We start from the raw sequence: 17,100 nt of genomic DNA on the forward strand, positions 1-17,100 counted from the left end.
AGACGGTCAGCCCACCCACTTGCGGGCGTTTTGCCACACGCGCAGCCAGGGGCTGGTTGCGTTGATGTCGCCACTCGTCCAGCTCATCTGCACATTGCGGAATACGCGCTCGGGGTGAGGCATCATGGCCGTGAAACGCCCATCGGCGGTGGTCACGGCTGTCAGGCCGCCCGCGCTGCCGTTGGGGTTGAACGGGTACTGCTCGGTGGCCTGGCCGTGGTTATCCACAAAGCGCATGGCCGCAATGGCCTGCGCCGCGTTGCCCCGGTGCTTGAAGTTGGCAAAGCCTTCACCGTGCGCCACTGCAATCGGCAAGCGGCTGCCCGCCATGCCTTGCAAGAACAGGCTGGGCGAATCCAGCACTTCGACCATCGACAGGCGGGCTTCAAAGCGCTCGCTCTGGTTGGTGGTGAAGCGCGGCCAGGCCTCAGCGCCGGGGATGATGTCGGCCAGTTCCGCAAACATCTGGCAGCCGTTGCACACACCCAGACCGAAGGTGTCGGTGCGGCCAAAGAAGCCTTTGAACTGCTCGGCCAAAGCCGGGTTGAAGGTGATGCTGCGTGCCCAGCCGATGCCTGCGCCCAGCGTGTCGCCGTAGCTGAAACCGCCACAAGCCACCAGACCTTGGAAGTCGGCCAAGTTGGCGCGTCCAGACTGCAAATCGGTCATGTGCACGTCGTGCGACTCAAAGCCCGCTTTGTGGAAGGCGTAGGCCATTTCCACATGCGAGTTGACGCCCTGCTCGCGCAGGATCGCCACCTTGGGGTGAGACAGATTGAGGAACGGCGCGGCCACGTTCTCGGCGGGGTCAAAGCTCAATGCCACATGCATGCCGGGGTCGCTGGCCTGGCCAGCGGTGGCGTGTTCGGCGTCGGCGCAAGCCGGGTTATCGCGCTGCTGGCAAATCTTCCAGCTCACGCTGTCCCACACTTGATGCAGGTCTTCGAGCTTGGCGGCAAACACCTCTTTGGTGTCGCGCCAGATGCTGAGTTCGCCCACGCCTTTTTGGATGGTCGATTGCACGGGTCGGGTCTTGCCGATCACATGCGTGTGTTTGGACAAGTCGTGTTCGCGCAGGGTTTGCAAAACCGCATTGCGCTCAGCCGTGCGCACCTGCAGCACCACGCCCAGCTCTTCGTTGAACAAGGCTTTGAGGGTGAGTTCTTCGCGGCGGGCGCTGACCTGGCCGGCCCAGTTCTTGGCGTCGCCGTGGTCGGCGCGGCTGTCGGTGATGCCGTCGCCTTCGGTGACCAGCATGTCCACATTGAGCGCCACGCCCACATGGCCTGCGAAAGCCATTTCGGCCACTGCGGCCAGCAAGCCGCCGTCGCTGCGGTCGTGGTAGGCCAAGATTTGACCCTTGGCGCGCAAGGCGTTCACGGCATGGACCAGGCTGACCAAGGTTTGCGGATCTTCCAGATCAGGCACCTGGTCGCCAAACTGGTCCAGCACCTGGCCCAGCACGCTGCCACCCATGCGGTTTTGGCCTTGGCCCAGGTCGATCAGCAGCAGGCTGGTGTCATCGGTTTGCGCGTCCAGCTGCGGGGTCAGCGTGCCGCGCACGTCGGGCAAGCTGGCAAAGGCGGTGATGATCAGGCTCACAGGCGAGGTGACTTTGCGGGTCTCGCCATCAGCCTGCCACTGCGTGCGCATCGACAAGCTGTCTTTGCCCACAGGGATCGAGATGTCGAGCGCCGGGCACAGTTCCATGCCCACGGCCTTGACGGTTTCGTACAGCGCGGCGTCTTCGCCAGGCTCGCCGCAAGCGGCCATCCAGTTGGCGGACATCTTGACACGGGGCAGCTCAATCGGTGCTGCCAGCAAATTGGTGATGGCTTCGGCCACTGCCATGCGGCCGGATGCTGCTGCGTTGAGCGAGGCCAGCGGCGTGCGCTCGCCCATGCTCATGGCTTCACCGGCAAAACCTTGGTAATCGGCCAGGGTCACGGCCACATCGGCCACAGGCACTTGCCAGGGGCCGACCATCTGGTCGCGGTGCGTCAGGCCACCCACGGCGCGGTCGCCGATGGTGATCAAAAAGCGCTTGGACGCCACCGTGGGATGGCTCAGCACGTCAATGACGGCTTTTTGCAAGCTCACGCCCGTCAAGTCCATCGCGGGCGATTGGCGGGTCACAGTCTTGACATCGCGGTGCATTTTGGGCGGCTTGCCCAGCAGCACGTCCATGGGCATGTCTACTGCTCGTTGAGCGTTGGGCGTTGAGCGTTGAGCGTTGGACGTTGAGCTTTGCGCGTCTTGGTCTTCACGCTCAACACTGAACGCTGAGCGCTGTACGCCATCTCCACGCTGAACGCTGAACGCTGAACGCTGAACGCCGTCTTCAAGCACCAGTTGGCGCTCATCGGTCGCTACGCCAATCACCGCAAAGGGGCAACGCTCGCGTTCGCAAAAAGCGGTGAACTGCGGCAAAGACTCGGGCGCGATCGCCATCACATAGCGTTCCTGGCTCTCGTTGGACCAGATTTCTTTGGGAGACAGGCCAGATTCTTCGAGCTTGACGGCGCGCAAATCGAAGCGTGCACCCCGACCTGCGTCGTTGGTCAGCTCTGGGAAGGCGTTGGACAAACCACCCGCACCCACGTCGTGGATCGCCAAGATGGGGTTGTTCGGGCCCTGCGCCCAGCAGTGGTTGATGACCTCTTGCGCCCGGCGCTCGATCTCGGGGTTGCCGCGCTGCACCGAGTCAAAGTCCAGATCAGCGGCGTTGGTGCCGGTGGCCATGGAACTGGCCGCGCTGCCGCCCATACCAATGCGCATGCCGGGGCCGCCCAATTGGATGAGCAAGCTGCCCGCAGGGAATTCGATCTTTTTGGTTTGCTCAGCGTCGATCTGGCCCAGACCACCCGCGATCATGATGGGCTTGTGGTAACCGCGCACCACGCCGTCCACGGTCTGTTCGTATTCGCGGAAATAGCCCAGCAAGTTGGGGCGGCCAAACTCGTTGTTGAACGCCGCGCCACCCAGTGGGCCTTCGGTCATGATTTGCAGAGGGCTGGCGATGTGCTCGGGCTTGCCCCCCACTTGGTCGGACATGCCGCCCCAGAGTTTGGACACGGTGAAACCGCTCAAACCCGCCTTGGGCTTGGAGCCGCGACCCGTCGCGCCCTCGTCGCGGATCTCGCCGCCTGCGCCGGTCGATGCACCGGGGAAAGGCGAAATTGCGGTCGGGTGGTTGTGGGTTTCCACCTTCATCAGCACATGGTGCAGTGCTTCTTCTGTCTGGTAAGCAGCGCCCTGCCCTGAAGTTCTGGCCACAAAGCGCTCCACGGTGTGGCCTTCCATCACCGAAGCGTTGTCTGAATAGGCCACCACCGTGTGCTGGGGGCTGAGCTGGTGCGTGTTGCGGATCATGCCGAACAGGCTCTTGGGCTGAGCCACGCCATCGATGGTGAACTCGGCGTTGAAAATCTTGTGGCGGCAGTGCTCGCTGTTGGCCTGCGCAAACATCATCAACTCCACATCGGTGGGGTTGCGCTTCAGACCCGTGAAGGCGGTGACCAAATAATCGATTTCGTCTTCGGCCAGGGCCAAGCCCCAAGCCTTGTTGGCATCCATCAAGGCTGCGCGGCCACCACTCAGCACATCCACATGGTCCATCGGCGCGGGTTCGAGTGCCGTGAACAAGGCCGCTGCTTCATCGCGGCTGGGCATGGCCGATTCGGTCATGCGGTCGTGCAGCACAGCGGCCACCTGGCCCAGTTGCTCGGCCGAAAGTTTGGCGGTGCTGAGCAAGCCTGACTTGAGGGTCAACCGGTATTCGGTGAGGCGCTCCACGCGGCGCAACTCAAAACCGCAGTTGTGGGCAATGTCGGTGGCCTTGGACGCCCAAGGCGACACGGTGCCCAAACGTGGGCTGACGACGATCACGGGGCCATCAGTGGGACCGACATAAGGCTCGCCATAAGTCAGCAGAGCGGAAAGTGTCTGTTTTTGGGCATCTGCCAAAGGCGCGTTCGTGGCGACCAAGTGAACAAAACGGGCCGAAATGCCCTGGATTTGCGGAGAAATGGCGGCCAAACGGGGCAAAAGTTGGGCAATGCGAAAGTCGCTGAGGGCGTTGGCGCCTTCAAAAGTCGTGATGTGCAGGGACACGGGGTGGCCTTGTAAAGGGACGGAAAACCGATGTGCTGGGGCCGCTGACTGGGGCTGACCGGCGAAGGCAATATTTTAGCCGCGGAAACCCTGATTTTCGGGGGCTTGGGAAAGTTCAAGCACTGCCGCACCCCGACAAACCGCGCCTTTTATCAGACCCCCAGCAGCTGAGGCTGCATGAACACCCACGGGGACCAACAAGACCAAGAACTCCCCCCTCCATCACTCACTTCAGCGACCCAAACACCTTGCCCAGCAGCGCATTGCCGGTGCCTATCGGGTCTTGGCGAATTTTCTTTTCTTCTTCGCCCATCATCAGGTACAGGCCATCTAGCGCCTTGCCCGTGACATAGCTTTCCAGACTAGCATCCTGAGGTTTCAACAAGCCCAAGCTGGAGGCCTTGCCCGCAATGGCGTTGTATTTGTCCGCCAAACCCACTTGGGCTGTAGCCTGGGTGATGACGGGCAGAAACTTCACACCCAGGGGCTCACGCGTTTTGCGGGTGAAATACTCCGTCGCCGCGGTATTGCCTCCCTGCAAGATGGTTTTTGCATCGCTCACGCTCATGCTTTTGACGGCCCCGACCAACATGTCTTTGGCCATGGGCATGGCGGTTTCCGCAGCGCGGTTCATGCTGAGCACCAGTTCGTCGACTCGCTGTCCCTGCCCCATCATCTTCAGCCACTTGGCCGCTTCGTTCAGATAGCCTGGCAATGCAATCCGCACCTTGTCATTGCCCATGAACCCGTCTTGCGCCCCAAGCAAACCGACGGCGGCTGTAGCGCCCTTTTCAAGCGCCAACTTCAGACCCGAAGAGGCATCAGCCCCACTCAAATCGGCCAGCGAAATGGCTTGCGCAGCGCGCCAATGGGCCATGAGCGATACAGCCGCGATCAAGTTGGCTGCATGAAACTGTCGTCTGTGCATTTGAATATTCCCTTTTGATTTGTTGAAACTTGTTTTGACAAGTATGGCCTGATGGTTTCGCAGCACAGTCTGGCAGCGGCTGTCAGCATGAACTTGGCAAACCGCACCCGAATCTATTGATCCGGCCCAGGGAAGCCTTCAATGGTCAATGAAGTTGTAGGTCGGCGGCTTCAGCCCCGACATGGGCCCTGAGCCCAAGCGAACAAACGTCGGAGCTAAAGCCACCGACCTACGGGATACCGGTAAACAAAATTCAAACTTCAGTGTGCCAGATCAATAACTTCGCTTGCCCCGATGGATCGTCGGCAAGCCCCTGCAATTGCGAAAAAAAAGTAACAAAGCTTAATTTCGGGGGAACACAGCACGCGAGCTCAACAAACAGACTGCGCATGGGGAGATGGTCCCTCTGGGATAATCCCACCCCATGACCATCACCATCAAAACCGCCGAAGACGTCGAAGGCATGCGCGTGGCGTGCCGGCTGGCTTCGGAAGTCCTCGACTACATCGAGCCCTTTATCAAGCCGGGCATCACCACCAACGAGATTGACAAGCTCTGCCACGACTACATGGTCGATGTGCAAGGCTGCATCCCGGCTCCGCTGAACTACGCGCCGGGCGGCTACAAGCCCTACCCCAAGTCGATCTGCACTTCGATCAACCACCAGGTCTGCCACGGCATTCCGAACGACAAACCGCTCAAAAAGGGCGATTCGCTCAACGTCGACATCACCACCATCAAAGATGGCTGGCACGGCGACACGAGCCGCATGTTCCATGTGGGCGAAGCCTCGATTGCGGCCAAGCGATTGGCCAAGTTGACGTATGACGCCATGTGGAAAGGCATTGAGCAGGTCAAGCCTGGCGCCCATTTGGGTGACATTGGCCATGCGATTCAAAAGTTTGCCGAAGGCCACGGCTTTTCGGTGGTGCGCGAGTTTTGCGGCCACGGCATTGGCCGGGGCTTTCACGAAGAGCCGCAGGTACTGCACTACGGCAAGCCCGGCACCCTGGTGGAGCTGGTCCCCGGCATGATTTTCACGATCGAGCCGATGATCAACGCGGGCCGCAAAGAGATCAAGGAAATGGGCGATGGCTGGACCATCGTGACCAAAGACCATTCCCTGTCGGCCCAGTGGGAACACACCGTGGTGGTGACCGAAACCGGCTACGAGGTGCTGACCTTGTCGGCTGGCAGCCCCGCGATTCCTGATTTCATCACCCAGAAAACCGCCTGACATGACCGAACTGGCCCCGCTGCGCGATGCGTACAAGCGCGACAAGGCAGCGGTGCTGCAAACGCTGGCCGACAGCAAAGCCAGCACCCGGGGTTTACAGCGCACCCTGCATACGCTGGCCACACTGGCCGACCATTTGCTGATACAGCTTTGGCAGCAGGCTGGTTTTGCCCCCGAGCTGTGCCTGGCCGCTGTGGGCGGTTTTGGCAGGGGCGAGCTGTTTCCCTGTTCCGATGTGGACGTGCTGGTGCTTTTGCCCGATGGCCAGTCGCCGGAAACATCGCCCGAATTGCAGGCCCAGCTGGAACGCTTCATTGGCAGCTGCTGGGACACCGGGCTGGAGATTGGCTCCAGCGTGCGCACATTGAGCGAATGCCTGGCCGAGTCGGCCAAGGACATCACGGTGCAAACGTCCTTGCTGGAGTCGCGCCGCATCACGGGCAACGCCGCCTTGTTTGCGAAATTTCAGCAGCACTACCAGGCCGCCATGGACCCGCAGGCCTTTTTGGTGGCCAAAACGCTGGAAATGCGCCAGCGGCACACCAAGTTTGAAGACACCCCCTATGCGCTGGAACCCAATTGCAAAGAGTCGCCCGGAGGTTTGCGTGACCTGCAGATCATTTTGTGGGTGGCCCGTGCGGCGGGTTTGGGCCACAGCTGGGACGATCTGGCCCGCACAGGCCTGGCCACGCCGCTGGAAGCCCGGCAGATCAAGCGCAACGAAGCCTTGCTGAGCCTGATTCGGGCGCGGCTGCATTTGCAAGCGCGCAGGCGCGAAGACCGGCTGGTGTTTGATTTGCAGACCAATGTGGCCGAGTCGTTTGGCTATGCTGCGGACATCACCCCCGACGGCCGCTTGGCCTTGCGGGCCAGCGAAAAGCTGATGCGCCAATACTATTGGGCGGCCAAGGCCGTCACGCAGCTCAACCAGATTTTGCTGCTCAACATCGAAGACCGCCTGAAGATGCAGCGCGGCGAAACGATCGACAGCTTTCGCCCGCTGAATGAGCGCTTTTTTGAAAAAGCCGGTCTGATCGAAGTGGCCAGCGACGACCTGTATGAAAAGCACCCCCACGCGATCCTGGAAACCTTTTTGCTCTACGAGGCCACGCCTGGGGTAACCGGCTTGTCGGCCCGCACTTTGCGAGCGCTCTACAACGTGCGGGCCATCATGAATGGCAAATTCCGGGCCGACCCGGTGAACCGTCAGAGCTTCATGCAGATCCTGCAGCAGCCTTTTGGCATCACGCACGCCATGCGGCTGATGAACCAGACTTCGGTGCTGGGGCGCTACCTGTGGGTGTTTCGCCGCATCGTCGGGCAGATGCAGCACGACCTGTTTCATGCCTACACGGTGGACCAGCACATCCTGATGGTGCTGCGCAATGTGCGGCGGTTTTTCATGGCCGAGCATGCACACGAATACCCTTTTTGCTCGCAACTGGCCGCAGGCTGGGACAAGCCCTGGATTTTGTATGCAGCGGCCCTCTTTCATGACATCGCCAAGGGCCGGGGCGGTGACCACTCTCAATTGGGTAAGGCCGAAGTGCGCACCTTTGCCCGCCAGCACCGCCTGGACAAGGCAGACGCGCAATTGATTGAATTTCTGGTGGGCGAACACCTGACCATGAGCCATGTCGCCCAGAAAGAAGACCTGGGCGACCCGGACGTGATCGGCCGTTTTGCCCAGCGTGTGGGCAATGAACGCAATCTGACCGCTTTGTACTTGCTCACCGTGGCCGACATTCGGGGCACCAGCCCCAAGGTCTGGAATGCCTGGAAGGGCAAGCTGCTGGAAGACCTCTACAAATCCACCCTGCGCGTTTTGGGTGGCCGGGCACCGGATGCCAACGCTGAAGTGGAGGCCCGCAAGCGCGAGGCCCTGATCGAGCTGGCCCGTCACTCCGAGCCCTACGAAGGCCAAAAGGCCCTGTGGGACACGCTGGATGTGGGCTATTTCATGCGCCACGATGCTTCAGACATTGCCTGGCACGCCCGCCAGCTCTCGCGCCATGTGGCGCTGCCCGCCGAGGGCGCACCCCGGCCCATCGTGCGGGCGCGCATCTCGCCCGTCGGGGAAGGCCTGCAAGTGCTGGTCTACACGCCCGATCAGCCCGATTTGTTTGCCCGCATTTGTGGTCACTTTGACCAGTCGGGCTTCAGCATTCTGGATGCCAAGGTGCACACCACCCGCACCGGCTGGGCGCTGGACACCTTCCAGATCGTCACACCCATGCTGCCTGAGCATTACCGCGAACTGATGACCATGGTGGAGTCGGGCCTGACGCAAACCCTGGAAAAACAAGGCCCCCTGCCCGCCCCTACTCGCGGTCGCGTGTCGCGGAGGGTCAAGAGTTTTCCGGTCACGCCCCGCGTCACCCTCAAACCCGACGACAAGGCCCAAAGCTGGCTGCTCAGCATCTCGGCCAGTGACCGCATCGGCCTGCTCTACAGCATCGCCACCGTGCTGGCCAAACACGGCATTGACCTGCAGCTGGCCAAAATCAGCACCCTGGGTGAACGGGTGGAAGACACCTTCCTAATCAGCGGCCCGGCCTTGCAACACAACAAGGCGCAAATCGAGATCGAAACCGAGCTGCTTCAGGTCTTGCAACCGGCTTAAAGTCCGCCGCTTGCAGCGCCCCGCCTGTGCTTTACTGGCTCATGCGCGAGGAATAGCGGCACACCGCCGGGTCAAACCAGGTTCTGGAAAACTCGGCCATCTGGTTGCTGGCCGTCCAGGAGACGCGCTCGATGTAACCCGCACAGTCGCCGGCGGCCATGCCGCAGGGGGGCATGGCCCAGCTCGGCGCTGCCGCGGCGCTGATCTGGTCTTCCACACGGGCAATCCACAGATTGAAGCGCTGCTGGTAAAACAAGTACATCGAGTCCCCCAACTCCTGCGGCTGCAAGTCGGGGCAAGCGCTGGCTGAAAACCAGATTTCTTCGAGGGCCACAGGCACCTGACTGAGAAAGCGCAAACGCCGCACCCGCCAGCAGCTTGGCGAGCCTTGCGCATCCAAAGCGGGCACATCTGCAGGCCGCATCTGGCGTGACAGTTCCAAAATCTGCGCCGTGGGCAAGCCCGGACCATCGGTCAACTCCAGGCGGAACAATTCATAAATTTGCTGGGTGCCTTGCACGCGCCGCACATAGGTGCCTGAGCCCTGGATGCGCTCCAGCACGCCCTGGGCTTCGAGCAAGGCCAGCGCTTTGCGCAAGGTGCCCACAGCCACCTGCAAACGCTCAGCCAGCTCGGCTTCGGTGGGCAAGCGCTCCCCGCTGCGCCAGTAACCGGCCTTGATCTGACGCGCCAGCAACTCGGCGATTTGCATGTAGACGGGCAAGGTTTTGGCAGGTTGTGCAGCTTTCATGGCGCACAGTATGACAAATCAGTGGAAACCCCCGTGCAAACCCGCATCAATTCATATACTATTCATTTACTTTTTAAGTCGTGAGGTTTGTCATGAGCATTGTTCCCGTCAAAGGTGAAGACGTTCAGGGTGCGGAGGTTTCCTGGTTTGCACCTTTGTGTTCCGATGATTTCCGCCATCTGGGTGTGCCCGATGGCGATTTGCGCAGCAGTTGGGCCAACACCAGTCGCATCGTGGAGCGTGCCGAGGAACTGGGCTTTCGCAACATTCTGTGCCCCTCGTCCTACCAAGTAGGACAGGACACGCTGACGTTTGCAGCCGCTGTGGCCCCTAAAACCAAGCGCATGAACCTGCTGGCCGCCATCCGCTGCGGCGAGGTGCATCCGGCCATGCTGGCCCGCACCGTGGCCACTCTGGACCACATTCTGGAAGGCCGTTTGACGCTGAACGTGATTTCATCGGACTTCCCCGGCCAGCAAGAAGACAGCGCCTACCGGTATCGCCGCTCCTGGGAGGTGGTGGAGATCCTCAAACAAGCCTGGACGCAAGACGAAATCAACTACGACGGCCAGATCTACAAGCTCAAAGGCTTGTCCACCGACCCGGTCAAACCTTACCAGACCAACGGCGGCCCCCTGCTCTACTTTGGAGGCTACAGCCCCGATGCCCTGGCCCTGTGCGGCGCCCATTGCGACACCTACCTCATGTGGCCCGAACCTAAAGACATGCTGGCCCAGCGCATGCGCGACGTGCATGCCCAGGCCGAAAAGCACGGACGTTTGCTCGACTATGGCCTGCGCGTGCACATGATCGTGCGCGACACAGAAGCCGAAGCGCGTGAATACGCGGCCGAACTGGTCTCGCAACTCGATGATGAAAAAGGCCGCGAGATCCGCCAACGCGCGCTGGACGCGCAGAGCCTGGGCGTGTCCCTGCAAAGCGCCAACCGCGACCGTGCCGATGACGAAGGCTATGTCGAGCCCCATCTGTGGACCGGCGTAGGCCGTGCCCGCAGCGGCTGTGGCGCGGCCTTGGTGGGCAGCGTGGACCAGGTGCTCAGCGAGATCGAGCACTATCAAAAAATGGGCATCCGGGCCTTCATTTTTTCCGGTTACCCTCACCTGCAGGAATGCGAGATCTTCGGCACCAAAGTGCTGCCGCAGCTCAAAACCGTGTCCCTCGCCCATGAATATGGCCGTGTTCCGGCCCAAACGCCGCCCACCCCGCTGGGCACAGGAGTTCGCAAATGAGTCACCAACACCTCGGCCGCATGACGCTGCCCAACGGGCGCAGCCTGAGTCGCATGGCCTATGGCGTGTGGCGCCTGTCCGAAGCCACTGATCATTCGGTCAACGCCAATCTGGCCCGCATCGATGCCTGCCTGGCCCAAGGCATCACCACCTTCGACCATGCCGACATCTACGGCAATTACAGCTGCGAAGAGTTGTTTGGTCAGGCCATCAAAGCCCGCCCCAGCTTGAAAGACCAGATCGAGATCGTCACTAAGACCGACATCATGCTGCTGTCGGACAAATGGCCGGACACCCGCGTCAAGCATTACGACACCAGCCCCGCCCATGTCACGGCCAGCGTCGAGCGCTCGCTGTCTCGCATTGGCGTGGACGTGATTGACCTGCTGCTGATCCACCGACCCGACCCGCTCATGGACGCGCAAGCCCTGGGGGAATGCCTGGACAAATTGATCGACAGCGGCAAGCTGCGTGGCGTGGGCGTGTCCAACTTCATGCCCTGGGATGTTGATCTCTTGCAATCACGCATGAAGCACCCATTGCAAACCAACCAGATTGAGCTGAGCTTGCTCAACACGGAACCCTTCACGAACGGACAACTGGCCCACGCGCAGGAACACCGCTTGCCGGTGATGGCCTGGTCGCCTTTGGGCGGTGGTCGTCTGCATTCACAGGCACACACGCCAGGAACAGCCGCAGCCCGGCTGGCGCCAACGCTGGCCAAACTGGCCTTGGCCTCCGGCACGGACACCACCGCCGTGGCCATGGCTTGGCTGATGCACCACCCCGTGGGCGTTTTGCCCGTGATGGGCACCAACCAGATCGAACGCATTCAGCGCATAGCCGATGCGACCCGCGTCCCCATGGACCGTCAGACCTGGTACGAACTGTACGAATTGGCCAATGGCCACGAAGTGCCTTGAAAGTCAGCATGCGACACCAGACCGACGCCCTGCCCAGTGCGGCCCCCGATGCCTTGCAGGCTAAGACCACCGACCCGGCGGACTACCGCAAAGCCCTGGGGTGTTTTGGCACCGGTGTCACCGTGGTCACGGCTCGCCACGACCAGCAAGATTGGGCGATGACTTGCAACTCCTTCAGCTCGGTCTCACTCCAGCCGAGACTGGTGCTGTGGAGCATCCGCAAAGAAGCCAGCAGCCTGCAGGCCTTCACCCAGTCCGGCGGGTTCAGCGTGAGCGTATTGGCGCAAAACCAGGCGGGGCTGGCGCGTCAATTTGCATCCGGCAACATGGCCGAACGGTTTGCAGGGGTGCCCGTGCAGCGACAAGCCTCTGAGCGACTTCGCTTGGAGGGCGCAGTCGCCTGGTTCGATTGCGACCTTCACCAGCTCATTGAAGCCGGTGACCATGTGATCGTGCTCGGTGCTGTGAAAGATTTTGGCTGGCAAGACAGCCCCGCACTCGCCTTCAGCCGCAGCCAGTTTGGGCAGTTTCAAGCATTGCCAGCCTGAGCCGCAGACCAGCAAATACCGCATCCCCGTAGGTCGGTAGCTTCAGCTCCGACGTTGGTGGCTTCGGCGAAAGCCCATGTCGGGGCTGAAGCCGCCGACCTACAAATACCTCCCCGTAGGTCGGTAGCTTCAGCTCCGACAATGGTGGCTTCGGCGCAGGCCCTTGTCGGGGCTGAAGCCGCCGACCTACAAAAGCCCCTCCCCGTAGGTCGGTAGCTTCAGCTCCGACGTTTTCTTGCTCCAGCGCAGGCCCTTGTCGGCTCTGTTGCCGCCGACCTACAAATACTCCTCCCGTAGGTCGGTAGCTTCAGCTCCGACGTTTTCTCGCTCCGGCGCAGGCCCATGTCGGCTCTGTTGCCGCCGACCTGCAAATACCGCCCCGCAGGTCGACCGCATCACCCCTTGAGGCCGCCTTGGGTCAAGCCACCGACCACCCGTTCCTGAAACAAGGCGATCAGCACCGCCACGGGGACGATGGCGACAATCAATGCAGCTGAAATGATGGGCCAAGGAAAGGTGAACTCGCCCTGATACAGCGCAATACCCACCGGCAAGGTGCGCACCGCCGGGCTGGAATTGAGGGACAAGGCCAGCAAAAACTCGTCCCAGCTGTTCACAAAAGCCAGAATGCCTGCCGTGAAAATGCCGGGTGCGGCCAGGGGCACCACTACGTGCCACAAAGCGCCTAAACGAGTGCAGCCGTCGATCATGGCGGCATTTTCCAGATCACGCGGAATGCTCTGAAAAAAGCTCACCAGCACCAAGGTGCACACGGGCAGATTGAGCACTACATAAGGAAAAATCAGCGCGGCATAGGTATTGAGCCAACCCAGGGCACGCATGGTTTCAAAAATGGGCACCAGCAATGTCACCAGCGGGAACATGCTCGACGCCACGATACAGGTCAAAATCAGTTGTCTGCGGCGCAGGTTCAAACGCGCGATGGCATAGGCTGCAAAAGCCGCCACCAGCAAGGACAAGACCGTCGCGCCAGACGCCACCAAGAGGCTGTTTTTGAGGTATTGCAGCAAAGGCTGGTCGGTGAATGCCTTGACATAGTTGCCCAGCATCGGGTTGGCGGGCCACCAGGTGATCGGTTTTTGCACCAGCTCAGCCTCGGTCTTGAGTGAGGTGAACAAAATCCAGACCGCTGGGAAAAAACCGTTGAAAACCACCATCGCCGCCGCGGCCCAGCGCAGCATGGGTGATGTCCAGAAACCAGTCGGATTCATGAGGCGTTCTTTCCAATGTGATGCAAGTAAAACCCGGTCACGCACATCGAAATCACAAACATGAACACGGCCAGGGTCGAGCCAAAGCTGATGTCCGAATAGTCGATGGTGTATTTGTGGATCAACATGGCCAGCGTCTCGGTCGCCTCACCGGGCCCGCCACGCGTCATGGTGTAGGGAATGTCAAAGGTCTGCAAGGCCGTGATGGTGCGAAAAATCAAGGCCACCACAATGCTGGGCATGAGCATGGGGATGGTGATCTGCCAGAACTGCTGCCAACGGCTGGCGCCATCGACCTCGGCCGCTTCGTACAGCGACTTCGGGATCATTTGCAAACCGGCCAGCAAAATCAGCGCCATGAAGGACGATGTTTTCCAGATGATGGTCAGGCAGATGGCGGCAAAGGCCCATTGGGGCTTGAGCAGCCAACTGGTGGGCTCACTTTGCAGGCCCAGGCGCTGAAGCACATCGTTGACGACGCCATATTCGGTGTGAAAAAACCAGGCAAAAATCAGCCCCGCAAACGACAGTGGCAAAGCCCAGGGCAAGAGCAAGGACAGGCGCACCGGCCATTTGCGCTTGAAGGGCAAATTGGCCAGCATGGCCAAACCCAGGCCAGCGACCAATGCACCGGGTACCGTGATCAAGGTGATCAGCAAGGTGTTTTGGGTGGCGTTCCAGAACAAAGGGTCCTGCACCACATCCATGTAATTTTGCAGCCCTAAAAACGCACCGCTTTTGTCCACGGCATACAGGCTGTTGTAGACCAGTTTGCCAATAGGATAGACCACAATCAAAAGCAGCAGCACAAACGCAGGCGTCAAGAGCAAAACGGCGAGTGTTTTTTCGCTGGGATCTCGTAATTTGGACAGCATGGGACGTTTCAGGGGCTCAAAAAAAAGCCCGGGCACAGACGCCCGGGGTTCAAGGCTGACAAAGACCGAGGTCAGCGCATCAATCGGCCCACGCGGGCGGCGATCTCGTCCACACCGGCCTCAGGCGTTTTGGTGCGCGCCAGAATGGCACTGGTGGTGGTGCGGATGATGTCCGACACCTGGCCATAGTCTTCCACCATCGGGCGGCTTTGGGCGCCCAGCACCACAGGCAAGGCGTCCTTGAACCAGGGCACCACCTTGTTCACCTCGGCATCCGAGTAAACACTTTGGAACACCGGCAAGATGGAGCCTTCACGCGCCACAAAAGCGCTGGCTTGCTTGGACGAGAGGAACTGGATCAGCTTGCCCGCTGCGTCCTTGTTTTTGCTGTAAGCGTTCATGGCCCACTGCCAGCCGCCCATGCAGGTGGCTGACTTGCCGCCGGTCATGGCGGGCAAAGGCATCACGCCGACTTTGCCCTTGACGGTCGAATCGGCATCGTCCTTGAAACGGTCAAATGCAAAGCCCCAGTTGATGGCAAACACGGCCTGACCCGCCTTGAATTCGTTGACGGTGATGGGGGTGGTGACTTCGGCAACGTTCTTTTTGAGCACGCCCTGGTCCATCATGTCCAGCCAGCTTTTCAAACCCTTCACCGCAGCGCTCTTGTCCAGCGTCAACTTGCCAGCGGCATCGTTGAACTGCTTGCCCTGACCCCAATACGGCAGCAAGAAGGTGCAGACTGCGCCTTCGATCGGTGCGCCCTGGATCGACAGGCCCTGCAAATTGGCATTGCCCTCAGCGGCGGTGATCTTTTTGGCAGCAGCCGACAAATCGTCCCAGGTTTTGGGCTCGGCCACACCGTGCTTGGTCAGCAGGTCTTTGCGGTAATACATGAACATCGCATCGCCCTGACTGGGCATGGCGTACAACTTGCCGCCAATCACGTTCGATTGCTGATAGACCGGCAGGTAGTCATTTTTCAAGGCAGCCGGACCACCCACGTATTTGTCCAGCGGCTCGATCCAGCCCTTGGACGCGTATTGCGCGGGATTCACGATGTCGATCAAAAACAGGTCAATGGCCGAGTCCTTGGCGTTGAGCACGGTGGACAGGTACTGGCGCTGCAACTCGGAGGTGGCGCCACCGGTTTCGATCTCGACTTTGACGCCAGGATTGGCTTTGTTGTATTGCTCGAACAACTTGGCTTGCAAATCGGGGCGCTGGTTCGGGCCGACAAACACACGCAGCGTGGTTTGCTGTGCCCAAGCCGCGCTGACAGCCAGCGTGCTGACCCATGCGGCCAAAGCGAATTTCAATGCATGACGTTTTTTCATCACAGTCTCCTGGGGGTTTGAGTGAAATTTCAACGGGAACAACAAATGACAACAGCGCTTTACAAGGCTTGTCCGGAAGCTTGATCAAACAGGTGCATGGCCAAAGGGTCCAGGTACAAGGTTTGTGCAGTGCCCGGTGCAAGCTTGAAACTGGCAGGGCAACGGGCCACCCATTCGGTTTGCCCCACCTGAAAGGTGACCAGGGTTTCTGCACCCAAGGGTTCCGTGATGACCACCTGCGCAGGCACTGAGATTTCGCCCTGGATTTGTCGCGGCGAAAGTGACAGGTTTTCAGGCCGCACACCCAGCACATGACTTTGCGCACTGGCGGCCCTGGCCAACAAGGCCAAGGGCAAAGCCACAGAGGTGCCGCCCAACTCGGCCCGCCCGTCCTGAATCTGACAAGCCACCAGGTTCATGGGTGGGCTGCCGGTGAACCCGGCCACAAATTGGGCAGCAGGACGGTTGTAGATCTCGTCCGGGCTGGCGTATTGCATTTTGTGGCCCCCGCTGAGCACGGCAATCCGGTCAGCCAGGGTCATGGCTTCGACCTGATCGTGGGTCACGTAAATGATGGTGGCCCCCAGACGTTGGTGCAACTTCTTGATTTCACTGCGCATTTCATGGCGCAGCTGGGCATCCAGATTGGACAGCGGCTCGTCAAACAAAAACACCTTGGGCTGACGCACAATGGCCCGGCCAATGGCGACCCGCTGCCGCTGCCCACCTGACAAGGCCGCGGGTTTGCGCTCCAGCATGTGGTCAATGCGCAGCAACTTGGCGGCATCCATGACCCGTTTTTTGATCTCGTCTTCAGGGGTTTTGCGCAAGCGTAAGCCAAACGCCATGTTGTCGTACAGGCTCTTGTGCGGGTACAAGGCGTAATCCTGAAACACCATGGCGATGTCACGGTGGCGGGGGGGCTCATCGTTGACGCGCTTGCCGTCGATCAGCACATCCCCACCCGTGATGCTCTCCAGCCCCGCAATCATGCGCAGCAAGGTCGATTTGCCACAGCCAGACGGCCCCACGAACACAACAAACTCGCCGTGCTGTATCTCCAAGTCAATGCCATGAATGACGTCGTGCTTACCGTCGTAGCTTTTGCGGACTTGCTGGAGTTGGACTGATGCCATGGGGGGTGTAAATTTCAAAAAGCCAAACAATGCGGCGGAGATTCAATGTGAATGAATCATAGAGGACTTCTGTCTTCAATGCTCTTGGGGTTATCGCCAACATGGCCCAGCCCCAGCTGAAAGAAAATCACCCGCCGAATCTCCCGC

The 17,100-nt window shown here is 60.2% G+C and carries 12 protein-coding genes; 5 read left to right on the forward strand and 7 right to left on the reverse strand.

Features of this window, described 5'->3' with window-relative positions:
* Positions 1-6: 6 nt before the first annotated feature.
* Together purL and B9Z51_RS07420 are read right to left on the reverse strand one after the other, a co-directional pair.
* Entirely contained in the window at positions 7-4,113 is a 4,107-nt protein-coding gene (gene purL, locus B9Z51_RS07415) for a phosphoribosylformylglycinamidine synthase (RefSeq protein WP_108373305.1), read from the reverse strand.
* A 226-nt stretch (positions 4,114-4,339) separates the two neighbouring features.
* Complete coding sequence (locus B9Z51_RS07420) at positions 4,340-5,041, reverse strand: DUF4197 domain-containing protein (RefSeq protein WP_108373307.1); 702 nt, start codon at positions 5,039-5,041, stop codon at positions 4,340-4,342.
* A gap of 424 nt (positions 5,042-5,465) precedes the next feature.
* Here B9Z51_RS07420 and map point away from each other — a divergent pair, with 424 nt between their 5' ends.
* Together map and B9Z51_RS07430 are read left to right on the forward strand one after the other, a co-directional pair.
* Complete coding sequence (gene map, locus B9Z51_RS07425; protein WP_108373309.1) at positions 5,466-6,278, forward strand: type I methionyl aminopeptidase; 813 nt, start codon at positions 5,466-5,468, stop codon at positions 6,276-6,278.
* A 1-nt stretch (position 6,279) separates the two neighbouring features.
* Positions 6,280-8,901 (forward strand): [protein-PII] uridylyltransferase, encoded by a 2,622-nt coding sequence (locus B9Z51_RS07430; RefSeq protein ID WP_108373311.1) that lies wholly within the window; start codon positions 6,280-6,282, stop codon positions 8,899-8,901.
* Positions 8,902-8,932: 31 nt separating this feature from the next.
* On the opposite strand, the gene B9Z51_RS07435 is transcribed toward B9Z51_RS07430, so the two are convergent.
* Positions 8,933-9,652, reverse strand: coding sequence for a GntR family transcriptional regulator (locus B9Z51_RS07435; protein ID WP_108373313.1), 720 nt, complete (start codon positions 9,650-9,652; stop codon positions 8,933-8,935).
* Positions 9,653-9,744: 92 nt separating this feature from the next.
* Here B9Z51_RS07435 and B9Z51_RS07440 point away from each other — a divergent pair, with 92 nt between their 5' ends.
* From B9Z51_RS07440 to B9Z51_RS07450, 3 genes are read left to right on the forward strand one after another with little or no spacing between them, the layout of a single operon-like run.
* The gene (locus B9Z51_RS07440; protein WP_108373315.1) at positions 9,745-10,902 is read left to right on the forward strand and encodes an LLM class flavin-dependent oxidoreductase; all 1,158 of its coding nucleotides are present in this window, start codon (positions 9,745-9,747) and stop codon (positions 10,900-10,902) included.
* Positions 10,899-11,825, forward strand: a complete 927-nt coding sequence (locus B9Z51_RS07445) for an aldo/keto reductase family oxidoreductase (protein ID WP_108373317.1) — start codon at positions 10,899-10,901, stop codon at positions 11,823-11,825. The genes B9Z51_RS07440 and B9Z51_RS07445 overlap by 4 nt, the downstream gene beginning before the upstream one ends.
* An 8-nt stretch (positions 11,826-11,833) precedes the next feature.
* A complete protein-coding gene (locus tag B9Z51_RS07450) occupies positions 11,834-12,373 on the forward strand; it encodes a flavin reductase family protein (protein WP_108374833.1) in 540 nt (179 codons plus the stop codon).
* A 395-nt stretch (positions 12,374-12,768) separates the two neighbouring features.
* Here B9Z51_RS07450 and B9Z51_RS07455 read toward each other — a convergent pair whose 3' ends face one another.
* The 4 genes from B9Z51_RS07455 to B9Z51_RS07470 form a co-directional block, all read right to left on the reverse strand.
* A complete protein-coding gene (locus B9Z51_RS07455; RefSeq protein WP_108373318.1) occupies positions 12,769-13,605 on the reverse strand; it encodes a carbohydrate ABC transporter permease in 837 nt (278 codons plus the stop codon).
* The gene (locus B9Z51_RS07460; RefSeq protein ID WP_108373320.1) at positions 13,602-14,480 is read right to left on the reverse strand and encodes a carbohydrate ABC transporter permease; all 879 of its coding nucleotides are present in this window, start codon (positions 14,478-14,480) and stop codon (positions 13,602-13,604) included. Before B9Z51_RS07460 ends, B9Z51_RS07455 begins: the two co-directional genes overlap by 4 nt.
* Before the next feature lie 71 nt (positions 14,481-14,551).
* On the reverse strand, positions 14,552-15,817 hold the full coding sequence (locus tag B9Z51_RS07465) for an ABC transporter substrate-binding protein (protein ID WP_108373322.1): 1,266 nt from the start codon (positions 15,815-15,817) through the stop codon (positions 14,552-14,554).
* Between the two features lie 59 nt (positions 15,818-15,876).
* Positions 15,877-16,953, reverse strand: a complete 1,077-nt coding sequence (locus tag B9Z51_RS07470) for an ABC transporter ATP-binding protein (protein ID WP_108374835.1) — start codon at positions 16,951-16,953, stop codon at positions 15,877-15,879.
* Between the last annotated feature and the right edge of the window lie 147 nt (positions 16,954-17,100).

It is taken from the genome of Limnohabitans sp. T6-5 (genome assembly GCF_003063315.1).
Taxonomy (GTDB): domain Bacteria; phylum Pseudomonadota; class Gammaproteobacteria; order Burkholderiales; family Burkholderiaceae_C; genus Limnohabitans_A.